The sequence below is a fragment of the Streptosporangium oxazolinicum genome (assembly GCF_039537505.1).
Lineage (GTDB): Bacteria > Actinomycetota > Actinomycetes > Streptosporangiales > Streptosporangiaceae > Streptosporangium > Streptosporangium oxazolinicum.
The window spans coordinates 98,815-114,085 of the sequence record NZ_BAABAQ010000020.1 but is presented as its reverse complement, the minus strand read 5'-3'; the positions used below and the strand labels follow the sequence as shown (position 1 = coordinate 114,085).

Annotated in this window: 24 protein-coding genes; 1 reads left to right on the top strand and 23 read right to left on the bottom strand. The window is 70.3% G+C overall.

The window, feature by feature from the left end:
- Positions 1-20: 20 nt before the first annotated feature.
- The 19 genes from ABD817_RS37475 to ABD817_RS37385 form a co-directional block, all read right to left on the bottom strand.
- Complete coding sequence (locus ABD817_RS37475) at positions 21-272, bottom strand: WhiB family transcriptional regulator (RefSeq protein ID WP_344923197.1); 252 nt, start codon at positions 270-272, stop codon at positions 21-23.
- On the bottom strand, positions 269-952 hold the full coding sequence (locus ABD817_RS37470) for an Lsr2 family DNA-binding protein (protein WP_344923196.1): 684 nt from the start codon (positions 950-952) through the stop codon (positions 269-271). The genes ABD817_RS37475 and ABD817_RS37470 overlap by 4 nt, the downstream gene beginning before the upstream one ends.
- A 74-nt stretch (positions 953-1,026) precedes the next feature.
- Positions 1,027-1,821, bottom strand: a complete 795-nt coding sequence (locus ABD817_RS37465) for a hypothetical protein (RefSeq protein WP_344923195.1) — start codon at positions 1,819-1,821, stop codon at positions 1,027-1,029.
- Between the two features lie 80 nt (positions 1,822-1,901).
- Positions 1,902-2,219 (bottom strand): hypothetical protein, encoded by a 318-nt coding sequence (locus ABD817_RS37460; RefSeq protein ID WP_344923194.1) that lies wholly within the window; start codon positions 2,217-2,219, stop codon positions 1,902-1,904.
- Positions 2,216-2,386: a hypothetical protein gene (locus ABD817_RS37455; protein ID WP_344923193.1), complete on the bottom strand. Its 171-nt coding sequence runs from the start codon at positions 2,384-2,386 to the stop codon at positions 2,216-2,218. The genes ABD817_RS37460 and ABD817_RS37455 overlap by 4 nt, the downstream gene beginning before the upstream one ends.
- 79 nt (positions 2,387-2,465) lie before the next feature.
- On the bottom strand, positions 2,466-2,873 hold the full coding sequence (locus tag ABD817_RS37450) for a hypothetical protein (protein WP_344923192.1): 408 nt from the start codon (positions 2,871-2,873) through the stop codon (positions 2,466-2,468).
- Entirely contained in the window at positions 2,870-3,046 is a 177-nt protein-coding gene (locus ABD817_RS37445; RefSeq protein ID WP_344923191.1) for a hypothetical protein, read from the bottom strand. Before ABD817_RS37445 ends, ABD817_RS37450 begins: the two co-directional genes overlap by 4 nt.
- A gap of 40 nt (positions 3,047-3,086) precedes the next feature.
- Positions 3,087-3,674 carry a hypothetical protein gene (locus tag ABD817_RS37440; protein ID WP_344923190.1) on the bottom strand — a complete coding sequence of 196 codons (588 nt, stop codon included), beginning with the start codon at positions 3,672-3,674 and terminating at the stop codon, positions 3,087-3,089.
- A gap of 63 nt (positions 3,675-3,737) precedes the next feature.
- Entirely contained in the window at positions 3,738-4,241 is a 504-nt protein-coding gene (locus ABD817_RS37435) for a hypothetical protein (protein WP_344923189.1), read from the bottom strand.
- On the bottom strand, positions 4,241-4,402 hold the full coding sequence (locus tag ABD817_RS37430; protein ID WP_344923188.1) for a hypothetical protein: 162 nt from the start codon (positions 4,400-4,402) through the stop codon (positions 4,241-4,243). The genes ABD817_RS37435 and ABD817_RS37430 overlap by 1 nt, the downstream gene beginning before the upstream one ends.
- Positions 4,402-4,779 carry a hypothetical protein gene (locus ABD817_RS37425; protein ID WP_344923187.1) on the bottom strand — a complete coding sequence of 126 codons (378 nt, stop codon included), beginning with the start codon at positions 4,777-4,779 and terminating at the stop codon, positions 4,402-4,404. Before ABD817_RS37425 ends, ABD817_RS37430 begins: the two co-directional genes overlap by 1 nt.
- Positions 4,776-5,330, bottom strand: coding sequence for a helix-turn-helix domain-containing protein (locus tag ABD817_RS37420; RefSeq protein WP_344923186.1), 555 nt, complete (start codon positions 5,328-5,330; stop codon positions 4,776-4,778). Before ABD817_RS37420 ends, ABD817_RS37425 begins: the two co-directional genes overlap by 4 nt.
- A gap of 5 nt (positions 5,331-5,335) precedes the next feature.
- On the bottom strand, positions 5,336-6,193 hold the full coding sequence (locus ABD817_RS37415; protein ID WP_344923185.1) for a P-loop NTPase family protein: 858 nt from the start codon (positions 6,191-6,193) through the stop codon (positions 5,336-5,338).
- Positions 6,190-7,320 (bottom strand): hypothetical protein, encoded by a 1,131-nt coding sequence (locus tag ABD817_RS37410; protein WP_344923184.1) that lies wholly within the window; start codon positions 7,318-7,320, stop codon positions 6,190-6,192. Before ABD817_RS37410 ends, ABD817_RS37415 begins: the two co-directional genes overlap by 4 nt.
- The gene (locus ABD817_RS37405) at positions 7,317-7,550 is read right to left on the bottom strand and encodes a hypothetical protein (RefSeq protein ID WP_344923183.1); all 234 of its coding nucleotides are present in this window, start codon (positions 7,548-7,550) and stop codon (positions 7,317-7,319) included. Before ABD817_RS37405 ends, ABD817_RS37410 begins: the two co-directional genes overlap by 4 nt.
- Positions 7,551-7,990: 440 nt before the next feature.
- Positions 7,991-8,365: a hypothetical protein gene (locus ABD817_RS37400; RefSeq protein ID WP_344923182.1), complete on the bottom strand. Its 375-nt coding sequence runs from the start codon at positions 8,363-8,365 to the stop codon at positions 7,991-7,993.
- Positions 8,362-8,655, bottom strand: a complete 294-nt coding sequence (locus ABD817_RS37395; protein WP_344923181.1) for a WhiB family transcriptional regulator — start codon at positions 8,653-8,655, stop codon at positions 8,362-8,364. The genes ABD817_RS37400 and ABD817_RS37395 overlap by 4 nt, the downstream gene beginning before the upstream one ends.
- The gene (locus ABD817_RS37390; RefSeq protein ID WP_344923180.1) at positions 8,652-9,209 is read right to left on the bottom strand and encodes a hypothetical protein; all 558 of its coding nucleotides are present in this window, start codon (positions 9,207-9,209) and stop codon (positions 8,652-8,654) included. Before ABD817_RS37390 ends, ABD817_RS37395 begins: the two co-directional genes overlap by 4 nt.
- Positions 9,206-10,402: an ERF family protein gene (locus ABD817_RS37385; protein ID WP_344923179.1), complete on the bottom strand. Its 1,197-nt coding sequence runs from the start codon at positions 10,400-10,402 to the stop codon at positions 9,206-9,208. The genes ABD817_RS37390 and ABD817_RS37385 overlap by 4 nt, the downstream gene beginning before the upstream one ends.
- A gap of 316 nt (positions 10,403-10,718) precedes the next feature.
- Between ABD817_RS37385 and ABD817_RS37380 the strand changes: the two genes are divergently transcribed.
- Positions 10,719-11,261 carry a hypothetical protein gene (locus ABD817_RS37380; RefSeq protein ID WP_344923178.1) on the top strand — a complete coding sequence of 181 codons (543 nt, stop codon included), beginning with the start codon at positions 10,719-10,721 and terminating at the stop codon, positions 11,259-11,261.
- Positions 11,262-11,423: 162 nt separating this feature from the next.
- Here the strand turns inward: ABD817_RS37380 and ABD817_RS37375 are convergent, their stop codons facing one another.
- The 4 genes from ABD817_RS37375 to ABD817_RS37360 all read right to left on the bottom strand — a co-directional run bounded on the left by ABD817_RS37375 (position 11,424) and on the right by ABD817_RS37360 (position 15,249).
- A complete protein-coding gene (locus ABD817_RS37375; protein WP_344923177.1) occupies positions 11,424-11,795 on the bottom strand; it encodes a hypothetical protein in 372 nt (123 codons plus the stop codon).
- An 80-nt stretch (positions 11,796-11,875) separates the two neighbouring features.
- On the bottom strand, positions 11,876-12,205 hold the full coding sequence (locus tag ABD817_RS37370; RefSeq protein WP_344923176.1) for a hypothetical protein: 330 nt from the start codon (positions 12,203-12,205) through the stop codon (positions 11,876-11,878).
- Between the two features lie 70 nt (positions 12,206-12,275).
- A complete protein-coding gene (locus ABD817_RS37365) occupies positions 12,276-12,701 on the bottom strand; it encodes a hypothetical protein (protein WP_344923175.1) in 426 nt (141 codons plus the stop codon).
- Positions 12,702-12,711: 10 nt separating this feature from the next.
- Positions 12,712-15,249 carry a fibronectin type III domain-containing protein gene (locus ABD817_RS37360; protein WP_344923174.1) on the bottom strand — a complete coding sequence of 846 codons (2,538 nt, stop codon included), beginning with the start codon at positions 15,247-15,249 and terminating at the stop codon, positions 12,712-12,714.
- Positions 15,250-15,271 lie beyond the last annotated feature (22 nt).

Genomic DNA, 15,271 nt, shown 5'->3' with positions numbered 1-15,271 from the left:
GGGGGTCTTCCTCGGGGGGGTTAGTTGGGGTTGAGGCGGCGGGCGCGGAGGGTGCGGCGCTCGTCGGGGGTGGTGGCGGCGAACACGCCGTACTCGGGCGGGTTGTCGAGGACGTCGGCGCGGCAGTTGCGCAGGACGGTGCAGGCGCGGCAGACCTTCTTGGCTTCCTCGGTGTCGGCCTGCCCGCGCGGGCCGGTGTGGGAGATGGGGAAGAACAGCTCAGGGTCGGCGGTGCGGCAGGCGCCGCGGCGGGTCCAGGTGGTGGTGGTCATACGGCGACCGGCCGGTGTGCGGCCTCGTACTGGGCGCGGACGGTGCGGCTGACGCGGCCGATGCGGCTGCATTCGACGCCGTTTTCCTGGGCCCAGGCGCGGACCTCGGCGTCGGTGGGGACGTTGGAGGAGGTGCGGCTCTTCGACGTGGTGGCTTTGGTGTCCTTCACGCGCTGGCGGGCGGCGGCGAGCTGCGCTTCGAGGTCGGCGACGTCGGCGAGTGCGGATTCGCGGGCGGCGGCCTGCCTCTCCTCCTCGGCGCGGCGCTCGGCCACTCCGGCGTAGGTTCCGCGGAGCCTGTCGATCGCGTCGCGGGCGCGGCTCAGCGCGGTCTGGACGTGGCGGTCGTCGCAGGCGGCGGCGTCGGCGAGGAGCTCGTCCACGGAGCCCTCGGCGGCCGGTGCGGGCGCGGGCTTGGGCGGGGTCCAGGCGCGGGCGATGGCGGCGAGGTCGTCGGACAGGACCGGCAGTTTGTTGTCGCTGGCCGGGTCGAAGGCCATGCCGGTGCTGGGGTGGACGGTCCAGCCCTGGCGGCGGGCGGCCTGGACGACGGTGAGGACCTTCAGGCCGGTCTCGGTGGCGGCGACCTGGACGGTGTGGCCGTCGGCGAGCAGGAACAGGGCGCGGGCCTGGTCGGCGGGCATGGTCCGGTTCTGGCCGTTGAGGTGGGTGATCGACATGTTCTGTGTCCTCGGGGGGATGGGGTTGAGAAGCGCCCGCCCGGCTGGTGGGGCCGGGCGGGCGCCAGGGTGGGTCAGGCGGCGGGCTGGCCGGTGCGGGCGGAGCCGGGGGCGGCGATGATGGCCTTGAAGACGCCGTTGGCGGGCCGGGTGGCGTGCCGTCCGTCGGGCAGGAGGTCGCCCAGGGGGGTGCCGAGGCCGTGCCGCTGGGAGGACGTGGTGGCCTGGGCGGCGGTCTCGTCCTGGGCGGCCTGGGCGGAGACGGCGGCGGCCTCCAGGATCTCGGCGAACGCCGACATGCAGGTGCCCGCGTGCGAGACGTGAGAGGCGGTTACGACGGCGTGCTTGCCGTCGGTGTTGTCGGCGTTGTCCTCCAGGAGGTGGAGGGTGGTGATCTCCCGCTGGGCGGAGGCGGTGAGGTGGCGCAGGACGGCGGCGGGGTCGTCGATGCCGTCCTCGTGGCGCAGGGCGGTGTTGAGCTGGCCGGTGAGGTCCTCGATCTGCTCGGCGATCACCTCGGGGGTGACGATCTCGGCGTCGGCGGGGGCGAACGCGGCGGTGAGGGTGGCCAGGAACTCCTGGGCGTCGGTGCCCTCGGGGAAGTGGCGGGCGAGGAGCGCGAACCCGGCGACGAGACCGGCGGGGACGGTCTCGTCGAAGTCGGCGGTCCACTCGGTGGGGGTGATCTCGTCGTCGGGGGCGGGGTTGTTCATGAGGCGGGCGACGGTGGCGCGGTCGGTCTCCTGGTCCACGTCCACCTCGACGAGGTCGGCCACGGTGATGCGCGCCCACCAGCGGTCGGGGTCGCTGTTGCTGCCCTGGGGGAATCCGGCGGCGGCCAGTTCGGGGACGAGGTAGGTCGTGTTCATCAAGGTGGGGGTCCTTCCGGTGGTGGTTGGGGCGGTGCCGCTCACCGCCTTGCCGACACCACAGACTTTAGCGTTATTCTCTAATGTTGTCTATTGGGGTTGGGATGGAAGGCCGCTTCCAGCGCCAGGAGCTGCTCGCCCTCGGGGCCGTCGTGCTCGACCAGGACGGCGATCGTGGCCAGGTCCTGGGGGGACAGGCGTGGTCGTTTCCCGGCGAGCAGCTGCTCGGGGATCGGCGCGAGGATGCCCGTCAGCGTCTCCAGCCGGGCCCGGGTGCGCGCCAGCTCGCGGCGCAGCACCGCGGCGCGGCGCCGCTCCTGGCACAGCAGGGCCAGGGCGATGCTCAGCGCGACGGTCACCACGGTGATGTAGAGCGCGAACTCCTGGCCGCCCTTCACGACGCGGCCGTCGCGGGCGCGGTGTGGCCGTCGCGGTAGTGGCCGGCGAAGTCGGCCAGGGCCGCGGCGCGGGAGGGCGCGGCGAAGCGGCGGCCGGCGACGGGGCATCCGGTGATGCGGCACCACCACCGCCATTGGATGGGGCGCGGACTGCTGGGGCGGGGCATGAAAAAACCTCCCGGTGATCTGGCGTCACCGGAAGGTTGCAGGGATCGACAGGTTAGTGTCTGCCCCCGTTTTGCCTGGTCAGGGGATTAGATCGATCACGATGTCGGGCCACAGGGCCTGCAGCGGGTAGGGGTTGGTGGTGCAGACCGGCAGGTTGCGGGATTTCGCGGCGTGGACGACGGCGGCCGCGGTGACCGCCTCGGGGGCAGAAGTGCGGGCGGCGCGCATGAGGTCGGCGATGGCCGGGGCGATCGCCGGGGTGAGCGGTTCGGCGATGTGGATGTCGAGGCCGAGCAGGACGTCCAGGACGGCGCGGGCGGGCGGCCGGATTCCGGCGAGCGCGGCGACCAGGGCGGGGGTGGGGATGATCAGGGGGGCCAGGTGGCCGGTGTGGGTGGCGCGGGCCCATACGAGGGCCTCCAGGTATCGACTGGCCTGCTCGCCCCACAGGCGCAGCGCAGAGACGTCGAAGACGAGGCCGATCATTCCGCGTGGGCGGCGGCGCGCGGGGCGAGCTGGGCGGCCAGGGCGATGTCCCGGCGGGCGACGAGGTCGAGATCCTCGGCCGCGGGCGGCTGGCCGAGCAGGGCCATGAGGGCGGCGCGGCCGGCGGCGGCCTGCTCGGGGGTGCGGCGGAGGGTCTGCTCGGCGGTGGTCATACCGTCAGGGTAGCTCGCCTGGCCGACCGGCGGCCAGGCGTCAGCCGGAGTCGGCGGCCGGGCGCCGCTCGGCCAGGTCCATGGTGATGCGTTCGGCCGGGAGGGTGATCTCGACCTTGGGGATCTCACCAGTGGTGACGGGGATGTACGCCGTCCGGGCCAGCCGGTAGGGGAAGACCTCGCCGTCGATCGTCATCTGCCAGTTGAAGGCGTAGCCGCGGAGCTGGACGATGCCGGCGAAGGCGTACCCGTCGATCATGGTGTCGGCCTGCTTGGCGCGCATGCGTGCCGCCCACCCGGAGGCCTTCCCCGCCCGCAGAGGCCGCGAGGCGGTGGCGTCGGGGATGTCCCAGGGTTCGGAGACCGGGCGCCTGAGGGTGTGCAGCCGGTTGTCGATCTGGACGTGCTCGGCGAGGAGCGTGAACGTCAGGAAGGGCAGCCCCTGGTACGGGACGGACACGATCGTGTCGTCGGCCGCCGTGTGGTAGGGGAATTCTTCGCCGTCGATGGTCATGGAGTAGCGGGTGGGGTCCTGGCGGAGTTCCACGAGACGGGCGAGCTGGCCGAACGCCATGTCGTCGGCCTCGTGGGAGGTGGGCGCGGGCAGGGTGCTGGTGGTGGTGTCCATGGGGGGCACCCTGCGGGGCGCGGACGGGTAGTGTCCGCGCCCGATCGCGGGTCAACGCGGCGTTTACGCCGCGACGGTGGTGCGGGCCGTGCTGGCAGCGCGCGCCACGGCGCGGGGAACGGGCGGGGGAATGAGGCCGGCGGCGCGCAGGTGGTAGGTGACGGTGTCGAGGACCACGCCGTGCTTGGCGGCGATCGCCGACTTGTCCATCCCGTCCAGGAAGTCCTCGCGGATCTCGGCGCCGTTGGCGCGCTTGGGCGCGTTCGTGGGGCAGCGCAGAGGCAGGTTGTTCTTGCGGGCGATCTGGCTGATGCGGGGGGCGGAGAGGTTGAAGCGGGCGGCGATGTCGGCGATGAGGATGGTGGGGTCGGCGTAGAGGCGGCAGATCTGGGCGTCGCGGCGGGTCATCGCGGCGGTGGGGGCCATGGGCTCTCCAGCGTTCAGGGGGCAGGGGGCGGCGGCCCAGATGCCGCACCGGCAGACGGTGGAGTCATCGGGGGCGTCGCCGGGGAAGGTGCCGCCGCAGGCCGGGCACGGGCTCGAAGCGGCGGGGGCGAGGGGGGTCATCAGTAGTCGCTGAGGACGGCCTGGGCCAGGGACATGATGCCGAGCCAGGCGCAGATGACGATCGGGATGGACCACCAGGACAGGTTGAAGATGACCGGGACGGCGATGGCGACGGTGGCCAGGAGCCAGCCGATGCCGTGCAGGAGGTAGGTGCGGCGCATCAGGAGGTCCTTCCGGTCCGGTCGGGGCCGAGGCGTCGGCGCCGCTCGGCGCTTTCCTGCCTGGCCGCCTCGGCGGTGGGGGCGGGTGCGCTGATGGGGAGGGCCTGCCAGAAGTTCTCCGCGGCGTCGGCCTCCTCGACGACGCCGTCGAACGCGACGCCGGCGACGACGCGGGTCCGGGCGACCTTGCGGAGAATCGGGGCGTCGGTGACCGGGTCGAGGTCGCATTCCTCCTGGATGAGCCAGCCCACCATTGGGACGGTGAAGTACCCGCCGGGGGCGTCGTTGCTGAGGTAGACGAGCAGCCAGCCGGTGGCGGGCGAGAAGTCAATGGTGCGCCAGCCGGTGATCGGCGTGGCGGGGGCGGGGGTGGTCATGAGAGCTCCGTAGGGGGTTGTCGGGGGGTGGTCAGGTTCGGGGTGGGTGCCTGGTAGTGCTCGGTGAGGTAGTGGCGGCGCCACCCGGCGGCGGCTGCTTGGGCGGTGGCGGCCGGGTGGGGTTTGCCGCGGGTGGGACAGGTCGGGACGCGGCATGCCCAGACGTGGCTGCGGCCGGTCATGGGGATGACGGGGGCGGCCGGTGCGGGTGGGCCGCCGAGGTTGACCTTCTGGCAGCGGTCTTTGCGGGGGCCGCTGCGGCGGCACAGGTTCGCGATCATGGGCGGTGGGGCGGGCAGGTAGAAGAACTCGACGGGGTAGGCGGTGAGGCGAGCGAGGGCCTCGATCTGCTCAGGGGTGGGGACGGTCTTGCCCGCTTCCCAGTCATCGACCATGGGTTCTTCGCCGCCCAGGGCGCGGTCTACTTCGGGGCCGTCCATGTCTCGGCTGTCGAGCGCGGCCGTGATCCGGTACGGGACCGGCACCCCCGGGTGCCGGGCGCGCTGCTGATCACGCAGCGCGGCCCGGTACTTCTCGTGGTCGGTGGCCATGGGGGTTAGAAGGGGTCGGTGGCGAAGGCCGACAGCTTCTGGCCTTCGATGACGGCGACCATCGCGTCTTCGAGGAGCCGCTCGACGAGGGGGTCGCCGTAGAGCTCGATGAGGTCGCTGTAGCCGAGGTTGGTCGAGGTGATCGTGCGGCGCGGCCAGGTGCGGGTGCCGCCGTCGCCGTCGTCGTCGCCGGTGGTGAGCCGGTGCTCGGCGATGATGTGGAGCTGCTCCGTCGTCCACCTGGTGACGTTTTCGCGGCCGATGTCGTCGAGGTAGAGGAGATCGGAGTCGAGGACGTCGGTCCAGGCGGCGGTGCCTTCCTTCTCGCCGAGGTCGCCGCGCAGTGCCTTGTTGAGGATGGGCATGGACCAGGCGGAGACGTACAGGCCGCGGGCGCGGGCGGCGTGGCCGATGGCGTAGGCGGCGTAGGACTTGCCGTGCCGGGAGGGGCCCTTGAGCAGGAGGCCCTGGTGGGGGCCGTCGAGCCACGCCGTGACGGCGTTGGTCGTCTTGGTGCGGGTGGCCAGGTGCATGCCGGTCGGGTCCTGCTGGGGTTTGAACTGGTCGTAGGTGGCGGTGCGGTACTTCTGCGGGACTCGGCGGTGCCAGAGGCGGGCGCGGCCTTCTTCGCGGCGGGTGAGCGCGCTTTCGTGGGAGGCGCGGTCGCTTTCGGCGTAGAGGGCTTCGATGCGGGCGATCTCGGCGGGGTCGAGCTGGGCCTTGCCGCGCAGGACGGGGGCGAGGCTCGTGGGCGGGCGGCCGGTGACAGCTTCGACGCGGGCCATGTTGTTGCCGACCTGCGTGGTCTCGATCTGGGAGACCGGGATACCGGGGCGGTTGGGCCGCCGGAGGGACTGGTTCACCAGGACACTCCGTTCTTGGGGGTGTCGCCGAAGGCGGCGGCGGCGAAGTCGCGCTCGGCCTGGGGGACGTTGTCGATGTGGACGCGGGTGTTGGGCTTGCCGTAGCCGCTCTGCTGGGGGACAGCGCCGCGTCGCCTGCCAATGGCGTTTGTCAGCCGGGGGGTGCTAGGGAACGGGTCGCGGAGGTCTTCGAGCGCCCACTTGATCTCGTTGACGTCGCAGTCAGCGGCGAGGGTGCGCTCGATCATCGCGCGGAACCCAACGAAGCCTGTGACGCCGCTGTTGCTGCGCTTGATGTTCGGGATGCCGAGCACGTCGCAGCGCGCCCACCACCCACGGGCGATCTCGTCGGCCTGGTCGAAACGTGCCTGCTCCTCGGGAGTGCGCTCCTTGGTGGTGTTGCGGCGCTTCTTCGGCGTCTCGGCCGCTGGAGCGGGCGGGATGTCGTCACCCAGAAGGCTCGGCTGCTGCGCGCTCCCCGCAGGTTTCTGAGCGCTAGCGAAGGAACCTGAACTTTCTTCTCGGTTCTTCTTCTCAGTACTTCTAAAGGGCCCGCGGGAACCGGGGTCCGGCTGACCGGGGTCCGGCTTTTGCGGTTCCGGCTGAACCGGAACCGCATCCTCGGGCTCCGGGTTATCCCACAACCGGGAATAGGCGTCCGGATCGCCCTCGTCCTCGTCGTATTCCTCCAGCTCGTCGCCGAAGTCCTCCAGATCCTCGAACCCGTCCGACGTCATCGAGCCGTCCTTGTGGAGCACGAGGAAGCTGCCATCCGGCTGCTGCACGAGGTCAACGGGCTTCCCGCCGAACTCGGCGTTGTCGGCGATCCACTCCTCCACCGGGTCCTCGGACACAGCGGTACCCATGGCGAACTTGCCCGACAGCAGACGGCGCCGCTCCAGCCGGTAGTAGCCCTTCTCGCGAAGGCGCGCGAGCGCCTTCATCACACGGCCCTCGGGGTCGTCGCGCTCGGCCGCCAGCGCATCGCCGCGAACCTGCCAGTTCCTGGGGCGGTCCAGCAAGTAGGTGAGCAGGCCCAGCGCCAGGTACGACAGGTCGGTGTCGCGGATGGTCGTGCGCGGCATGTAGGTGCCAGCGCGGCGGCGGTGCCGCATCCCAACCGTCATGACACCACCCGGTAGCCACGACGGACCAGGTTCTTCTCGCGCCGCTCAACGGAGGCAATCAGCCCGGCCCGGATCAGCTCACTCATGGTGGTGTTGAGCCCGTCGCGCCGGTCGCTGAACACCTCCATGAGGGACGACACGGTGAACCAGTCGGCGCCGGACGCGACCATGTAGCAGTAGACGCCGTACGAGCGGGCCGACAACCCAGCGGGGACCCCCGACGGGATCACCGAGACAAAAGGACGCCGGGTTACTCCAGAACCACGGGCAGCGTCAGATACGCTCACGGTGGCCTCCTCATGTTGCGTTGCAGTAGATGAGTGAGGCAGGCAGGGGGACGTTGCTGCGTCCTGTTCCTGCCCGCGACGGCGATCCTCTCGGGGGTCGCCGTTGTCGCTTTCGATATTGTGTTCTATAGCCGAGTCTAGTGGATTGATCACCTGTTCGGCCATTCCATTCGCGGTGTTTCCGCAGGTCAAACCGGCTGTGTGGTCGCCGGGACCGGCGGGGGCAGGGGAGGTGTCGATCATGTGGAGGTCCCCTCGGTGGACGGGCGGGTCTGCCCTCCTCCGGGAGCGGCGGGTGCCGCTCCCGGAGTTGAGCCCGCGCAGACCACCAGGGGCCGAGGGCTAACGTCTGTCTCCGTTCGCCCCAAACAGTGTGATCTGTGTCACACGACGGGGAGGGGGGTGACGTGCCAGTGACCACGGCACGGCGCGACCATCGCCCCGCCGATCCGGATCACCTGAGCAGCAGCCGCCGCCTCCGACCGATACGCCGGAGACGGATCCACCGGACACTGCCCCCACGAGTGGCGGCGGGTGCCCCGCCAGAACGGGCGGCCCAGGTGCCGGAACCCGCAGTGCTCGCACACGTAGACCTGCTTGCGGTCCCCGAGGTGCAGCCGCGACCGCCAGTAGGCCGCCTCCCCCTTCGAGGTGTAGCGGACCTTGCCCGTCTCCGGGCACCGCGACTTCTTCGACCACCGGGGCTTGCGGGCGTGGCGGATCGTGCCCGGCCGCATCCGGCGGTTGCGGCGGCTCATGCCACACGCCCCAGGTCCTCGACGAACTCCAGCTTGCGCCGCCCCTGCTCCGTGGCGCCGCCCCACACCCCGAACCGCTCCCGGCGGTTCAGGGCGGTGCGCAGGCACTTGCGGCGCACCGGGCAGCGGCGGCAGACCTTCCGCGCCTGCTGGGACTGCTCCCGGGCCTGGGCGCGCTCGGTCGGCTCGGGGAAGAACAGGTCCGGATCGACCTGCCCGCACACCCCCTGCTCGGCCCACGACCCTCTCGCGGCCATCTCCGCGAGCTCCTCCAGCGACTCCCCGGTCACGACGAGCTCCCTTCGAGGATCGGGGCGGGCAGGCCGGGCAGGGTCGCCCGGCCGGACAGCAGCGCCTCCACGAGGGCGTCGATCTGCTCGTCCGCGAGCAGCTGCTCCATGAACTCGGCGTCGAGCTCCTTGGTCGGCGTCGGCTGCCCGGTGCGGATCGTCAGGCCGGGCACGATCTCGCCGTTCTTGTCCACCGGCTCCCCGGTGGTCTTGGCGTGGGCCTTGAGCTGCTCCACCAGCGACGGCGCGAGCGCCTGGTAGGTGATCACGTGGGCCCGGTAGTGGTCGCGGCCCAGCGCCCACGCCACCGCCGCCGGGTGATCGGCCTCCAACGACACGGTGACCTTCCCGTCAGCCATCAGGACCCGGCCCATCCGGTGACGGCCGAGGTAGCCGCTCTGGCGGTCCCCGACCGGCAGCACCGGCACGTCGTGCTCGCCGGTGGCGTTCAGCGCGGCCTGCCCCCGGGCGATCAGCTTCCCGGCGATCGCTTCCAGCACGCGGCCCGCGAGGAACACCCGGGAGCCGTCTGTGCGGCCCAGGGCGGCGCTCATTCGGCCACCCCCGCCCCCGCCAGAACCGGCGGCTGCCAGGACGACCCCTCGGGCAGGCCCAGCGACACCCGGCTGAGCCGGAGCGTCTCCATCAGGTGCGCGTGGTCCCCAGCCGTCAGCTCCTGGTCTTTCTTGAGCTGGTGGAGGGTGGTCTCGATGCTGTCGAGCTGGGCGACGGCGGCCTCACCGCTCACCCCGGCGATCTCCTGGCCGAACAGCTCGACGGCATCGGCGTCGTCCGGCACGAACCCTTCGCCCTGCGGCGCGCTCGGCTCGCCCGGGGCGGGCCCGGCGTCCGGCTCGGCCGACGGCTCCTCCTGCTCGGCAGGCGCCGCCGCAGGCTCAGCGGGCGGCGCAGCCGGGGCGGCGGGCGCCTGGCCACCCTCGCCCTGCCCCCGGCTCTCCGCCGGGCCCAGCGGCAGCCCCAGGTTCCCCCGCCGCTTCTCAAGCAGGTTCCACACATACTTCTTGTCGCCCTCGCTGAGATGCCTCTTCGCCGACATCTCGCGCAGGTCCCGCTCGGCCTCGTCCAGCTCCGGCTCCGTCGTGCCCTTGCCGATGCGATTGACGAACGCCGCAACCGCGCGCTTGTTGTTGGGCTTGTACGGCGGCTCCGGAGCAGGCGCCGGGGCCTGACGCTGCCCGGCGGGCTGCTCGGCGAACTGCTCGCCCGGCCGCTCGATGTGGTCGGCGTCGCCGTCGTACATGCCGCCGCTGCCGCGCGGCATCGTCGCCTCGAACGGGATCGCGAACGACTGGAGCAGCAGGTACTTGTAGGCGGCCGTCAGCGTCTTGTTCGTCGCCTTGTCCGCGGTGTCGGTGGCCTCCGCAGGGATCTCAGCTTCGATGAACGAGCCATCAACCGTGTAGAAGCGGTACTGGTAGACCGCCTGCGCCACCACGACCACGGGACCGGTCTGAGCCTGACGGCCCGCCGGGCGCCCCGTCTCACGCCCCCGTTCGTAGACGTTCCGCTCCACCACCTTGTGCGGGATCGGGAGGACCTCGTGCTTGACCAGCGCCGCGTGGACGGCGTTCATCACGTCCTCGATGCTACGGAACTTGTAGCCCACCTCTTTGTTCTCACCGTTCATGGCGATCGGCTTGATGTCAGCCATCACGCCAGCCATCCGCTGGAAGATCAGCGGAGGCTGCCCCGCAGGGGCCAGGGGGGTCAAGGAGTCGATAGTCACGCAAATGTCCTTCCGGTTGGGCGGGTCAGGTGAGGCCGCTCCTCACCCGATCCGCGACGGTGTGGCCGTCGTGGTGTCACGGGCAGGGAGCGATCTGGCGGCATGGAACCCGCTTGGACCGGCTACCGTCTGCATCCGTTTCAACACTACGGAACAAAGGTTATTCTGTAGTTAGATTAGACCTGTCTGAGGACATAAGCAACTTGCGAGAAATCCCAAGATCACGCCCGGATGCCTGAAACATCTGTCGTCCCGCTGTGAAACAACCCTGTCAATCCCTAAGGTTGGATCTGCACAACTTCAGCTGGATGCCCCCGTGCTCTCCCCACCCTCGGAGGTCCACCCGGTGCTACACGACCGCACACACCGACCACCCCTGCGGCTCGACGGCCGCCAAACCGCCCGCGTCGGCTACAGCAGCATCTGCGTCACCGCCGCCGAACACGCCACGTCCATGGTCACCACCCGCGACGACGCAAACCGCTCGGGCCTCGACTTCCTCGACCACGCCCTCAGCGCCCAGCTCCTAGCCGCCGAACAGCTGCACCGCGCAGTCACCGTGGCCCTGATGAAAGGAGCCGACTGGCCGGCCATCGCCGCCAAGCTCCGCCGCACCGAAGCCCAGGCCCGCCGCGAGTTCGAAGAGTCCTGCGACCTCACCCACCTCGCCGAGGCCGATGGCCAGCACGGCGTATGGCCCGTCATCGCCGAAAGCGACCCCGCGCCCGTCCCCTACCCCGACGACGCCGACCCCGCCGAAATCGCCCGCGAGCTCGACGACTGGTACCTGGCCCGCACCCGCCACCCACACGACCCCGCAGCCGCCCCCGGCCGACACCCCGTCTCCGCCGGCCTGTAACCCCGGGGGCGGCACAAAAAAGTGCGCCGCCCCCAGACGTGAGCTTCGCAACGGACGAAAGGAGCGGCCTCCTCGCCCGTCACCCACACCAGGGACGACGCACCTACCGGAAAAACCCCCAAGACCCTGCAATGGCAGTCTCAGCCGTTCTCCGCGGTCAGGTTAGCCCCTCGGCCGCTCCGACGAGAAGTCGAAGCCCTCCCCGCCGCCGTACGACACACCGCCGTCGGGAAGGAGACCACCCGAGGCGAACCCGCCCGAACCAGCCGAACCGGCCGCGCCGGCGACCGCCCCGCCGTAGACCGGCGCCGCAGCGAAACCCACCGACAGCAGGAACCTGCCCAGGAACGCCGTGGACGGGTAGCGCTCCAGCACCCGCGCGAGCGTGTAGTACGCCGACGTCACGACGCCGGTCACGACGAGCACGGCCGCGTTGACGTCCAGGTCGATGCCCTTGGCCGCCAGCCACGCAGCCAGCGCGCCCACCCAGATCGGAACATACGTCCGCAGGTGACTCTTCAGGAAGTCCGACATTGCTCTGCCCTCCAGCAGCTCGGAAGATCTCCGCTCCGCAGGATGAGCACCCGCCGCACCTAGTGTCCGCTTCCGTTTCCTCACTTCACGAGGTTGAACACCAGCGTGATCACCACGCCGGACATAGAGATCGCCGAGGCGATCCACATGTTCATCCGCCGCGACTTCTCACCGGCCTCCTTACGGCCGGCCATGTCCCGCTCGACCAGCCGCAGCCGCGTCTCCTGGTCGCTGTGACTAGCCTCCATCTGCCCCACCCGCTGCGACAGCAGCGCCGCCGACGCGATGTGCGTACGCCACTCCCCCATCACCTCACGAAACTCCGACCGAAGTTCCGTGATCATGTTCTCCATGCGGCCCATCGAACGCGACAGCTCACCCCGCGTCGGCTCCTGCTCTGCCTCACCCATGACCGCCCCCGCGATACCTCGATGTCAACGGCTGCGCATCATGACCCGCCGACCGTCTCAGTGTCTGCTTTCACCGGTGCGAGGCCCCCACCACGGCGACCGTCACCGACCCGGCGTTGACGCGCGCCTGCACCTCCACCGTCTTGTGCGCCCCGAAATCCCAGCTCGCAGGCAGAAAACCCGACAACACCACCGTGCCCGAGCCGGTGGCGTTGGCCACCCCGATCTGCGTCCCGTCCGCCCGAAGCTGAAGATCAACGCTGGTCGCGCCCGACAACGTCAGCGACACATTCACCGCGAGTTGCGACCCCGACCGGGCAAAAGACGACCACGCCATCCGCACGTACGACGCCGACGACGTCGAGGAGGCATCCGCCACGAACGTCACCGCCCGCACCGCGGCCGCCAACTCCAACGCCTTGACCCGGTTCAGCAGGTTCTGCACCACACCGACCAGATCCGCCGCCCGCAGGTCTCCCGCACCCGTTCCCGCCATCCCATCCTCCTTAGTCCACGGCCACGGTGTGCTCGCCCGTCGTCACCGTCACCAGCTCGCCCTCGTCGCTGTCGGGCTCCACCCGCAAACTGACGATCTTCATCGCCCGGTCCAGGCCCGGCCCGCCGTCCGGCATCACCGGATACAGGTGATCGGTGATGAGCATCTGAGCGTGACCGCCGAGCTCCCACTCCCACCACCGCACATCCGGGGTGATCGCCAGCACGCACTCGAACACCTGCTTGGCGCCGGCCGCCGCCGCGCTCGCCCGCTGCGCCTCAGCGTTCAACGCCGCCTGCGAGGTGAGGCCGTCGAACTGGTGAGCGTCCTCCAGCAGCGGCCACCCCTCGCCCATCAGGTCCGTCCGGGTGACCTTCGACAGCATCACCCCGCCGTCGGGAAGCGGCAGCTTGCCCCACGTCTGCGTCTCCAGCCCCCGCCTGGTGGAGCGCGTGTACTTGCGCACGTTGCCGGGGTACTCCAGCGTCAGCCCGGTGTCCGGCGGGTCGTCGCGGTTCACGCGGCGCAGCTCGAAGCGGGGCCGGTCGTTGGTGTTGTCCCACGCGGGCTTCACCCACCACTCGAACCCGCCGGGCCCGGCCGCGACCTCGCCGAGCTGGTCGAGGATCCGCCCGAACTCCTCGGCCCGGTATTCGCGGTCGATCGCCACCGTGCCCGGCACCCCGCTGTAGGTCAGCCACCGCAGGTCCGCAGGCGAGGCGGCGTGCTCCAGCAGCCACGCGATCTCGGTGTGCGCCAACGTAGCCATTCTGGGCCCGGTGAACGCGATGAACCGGCGCCCGAAAACGCCGATGACCTCCTCGGCGGTGATGCGCAACACGCCGGACTCGGAGTCGTAATCCTGCGGGTCGATGAGCCGGCCGCCCCAGACCAGCCGCTCCCCCCGATAAACCAAGATCATCGTTCGTTCGGGTCTGGTCGCCGACGACACCCGGCCCACCGTGTAGTCCTCGTCGTACAGCGGGATGTCGGCGGTCAGCATGCCCGACCCGCCCAACGTGATCTCGAAGCTGACGTTCTGCAGCGGCAGCGAGTCCAGCGGCACGTGGCTGGACCAGTCGTACATGACGTACTCGTACGGCGGCGCCTGCCCGCTCAGGTCCGGCAGTGTCGCCGCCTGCACCATCACCTTGGTGGTGCGGTTGCCGAGCCCGTCCACCGCGTCCACGCCGAACGAGTACAGAATGCCGGGCGTCAACCCTGTGAACGTGTACACAGTGGAGGGAATCTCAGCCTGCTTGGCCGCCCCCAGATACAGGCCATACCCGGCCACCCCGGCGTTGTCGTCGCTGCTGGCGGTCCACGCCACCGTCACCGACGTCTTGGTCGCGGCGACCACATGCACACCGCCAGGGAGCGTTGGCGGCGTCGTGTCGGCTTGGGCGCGCAACGTCCGCGTGCCCTTCGCGCTGCGGTTGCCTAGCAGGTCGATGGCGTCCACGCCGATCGTGTAAACCGCGCCGGTCGTCAACCCGGTGAACGTCTTCAACCGCGCGACCTGGTCGGCGCCGACCTTGGCGCCGTTGCGGTAGACGCCGTAGCCGACCACCACCGACTGATCCGCCGGGGTGTCCCACGCCACGCTGATGGTGCCGGCCCCCAGCGCGGCGACCCGCACCACCGGCACGTCCGGCGGAGTGGTGTCGTTGATCGGTGTGACCGTCAGCTCGGCCCGCTCCGACCGGTTGCCCTTGGAGTCGTAGGCATCGACCTGCACGTTGTACGACAGGCCCGGCGTCAGCCCGGTGAAGGTCTTGGTCCGGCCGCCCTGGTCACCCTCGGAGACGCCGTTGAGGTACACGCCGTACCCGACCACACCCACGTTGTCGGAGGCGGCGTCCCACGCCACGGTTACCGACGTCGGCGTCATCCCGGTCAGCCGCAGCTCGCTCGGCACCGAAGGCGGCGTCTCGTCCGGCGACGGCCCGAACACGCCCGCAGCCCACGCGTACTCCTTGGAGTTAAGGCTGATCAGCCGCTGGCTGAACGACAGTGACCCCGACACCGCCCGGTCCGCGGTTGCGGCGTACACCTGCTTGACCAGGCTGCTCCCAGGATCAGACCAGTTGCGAAACAGCACACCGTTGGACACGAACCCGGACGGCCACGACAGGGCCGCGTCATCGTCGGTGACGTACTGCGACAAACCCACCAACGCGACACAGCCGTCCGGCAGGTCCCCCACCGACATGCTCGCCGCCCCGGTCGTCCTCGCGCTCGCCGACCCGTAGTAATGCGGACAATCCGTCAGCTCAAACATATGTATGAAAATGCGGTCTGTTGGATCGGAGGTGCCGACGCCGAACGTCGTCTCACCGCCGTAGCTGACCCGGCTGAACAGGCGAATGCCCAGCGTATGGGCCGCCCACTCGTGCTCCTCGTAACCGCTCGACGTGCCCGAGACACCGGCGTAGGAATGCACGAAGATCACGATTCGGCTTTTCGGCAGGACCGAGTTGAAGGTGATCGTATGGCCGCCCGATACTCCGCTCGCGGAGTAGGTCCTCTCCTGCCGAATGGTGCTCACGCGATGCCCCCGCCCGTCGTGG

Bases quoted from the DNA above. Each gene is read 5' to 3' on its own strand.
- ABD817_RS37475 (WP_344923197.1), bottom strand. From the start codon at position 272: ATGACCACCACCACCTGGACCCGCCGCGGCGCCTGCCGCACCGCCGAC.
- ABD817_RS37470 (WP_344923196.1), bottom strand. From the start codon at position 952: ATGTCGATCACCCACCTCAACGGCCAGAACCGGACCATGCCCGCCGAC.
- ABD817_RS37465 (WP_344923195.1), bottom strand. From the start codon at position 1,821: ATGAACACGACCTACCTCGTCCCCGAACTGGCCGCCGCCGGATTCCCC.
- ABD817_RS37455 (WP_344923193.1), bottom strand. From the start codon at position 2,386: ATGCCCCGCCCCAGCAGTCCGCGCCCCATCCAATGGCGGTGGTGGTGC.
- ABD817_RS37450 (WP_344923192.1), bottom strand. From the start codon at position 2,873: ATGATCGGCCTCGTCTTCGACGTCTCTGCGCTGCGCCTGTGGGGCGAG.
- ABD817_RS37445 (WP_344923191.1), bottom strand. From the start codon at position 3,046: ATGACCACCGCCGAGCAGACCCTCCGCCGCACCCCCGAGCAGGCCGCC.
- ABD817_RS37440 (WP_344923190.1), bottom strand. From the start codon at position 3,674: ATGGACACCACCACCAGCACCCTGCCCGCGCCCACCTCCCACGAGGCC.
- ABD817_RS37435 (WP_344923189.1), bottom strand. From the start codon at position 4,241: ATGACCCCCCTCGCCCCCGCCGCTTCGAGCCCGTGCCCGGCCTGCGGC.
- ABD817_RS37430 (WP_344923188.1), bottom strand. From the start codon at position 4,402: ATGCGCCGCACCTACCTCCTGCACGGCATCGGCTGGCTCCTGGCCACC.
- ABD817_RS37425 (WP_344923187.1), bottom strand. From the start codon at position 4,779: ATGACCACCCCCGCCCCCGCCACGCCGATCACCGGCTGGCGCACCATT.
- ABD817_RS37420 (WP_344923186.1), bottom strand. From the start codon at position 5,330: ATGGCCACCGACCACGAGAAGTACCGGGCCGCGCTGCGTGATCAGCAG.
- ABD817_RS37410 (WP_344923184.1), bottom strand. From the start codon at position 7,320: ATGACGGTTGGGATGCGGCACCGCCGCCGCGCTGGCACCTACATGCCG.
- ABD817_RS37400 (WP_344923182.1), bottom strand. From the start codon at position 8,365: ATGAGCCGCCGCAACCGCCGGATGCGGCCGGGCACGATCCGCCACGCC.
- ABD817_RS37390 (WP_344923180.1), bottom strand. From the start codon at position 9,209: ATGAGCGCCGCCCTGGGCCGCACAGACGGCTCCCGGGTGTTCCTCGCG.
- ABD817_RS37375 (WP_344923177.1), bottom strand. From the start codon at position 11,795: ATGTCGGACTTCCTGAAGAGTCACCTGCGGACGTATGTTCCGATCTGG.
- ABD817_RS37370 (WP_344923176.1), bottom strand. From the start codon at position 12,205: ATGGGTGAGGCAGAGCAGGAGCCGACGCGGGGTGAGCTGTCGCGTTCG.
- ABD817_RS37365 (WP_344923175.1), bottom strand. From the start codon at position 12,701: ATGGCGGGAACGGGTGCGGGAGACCTGCGGGCGGCGGATCTGGTCGGT.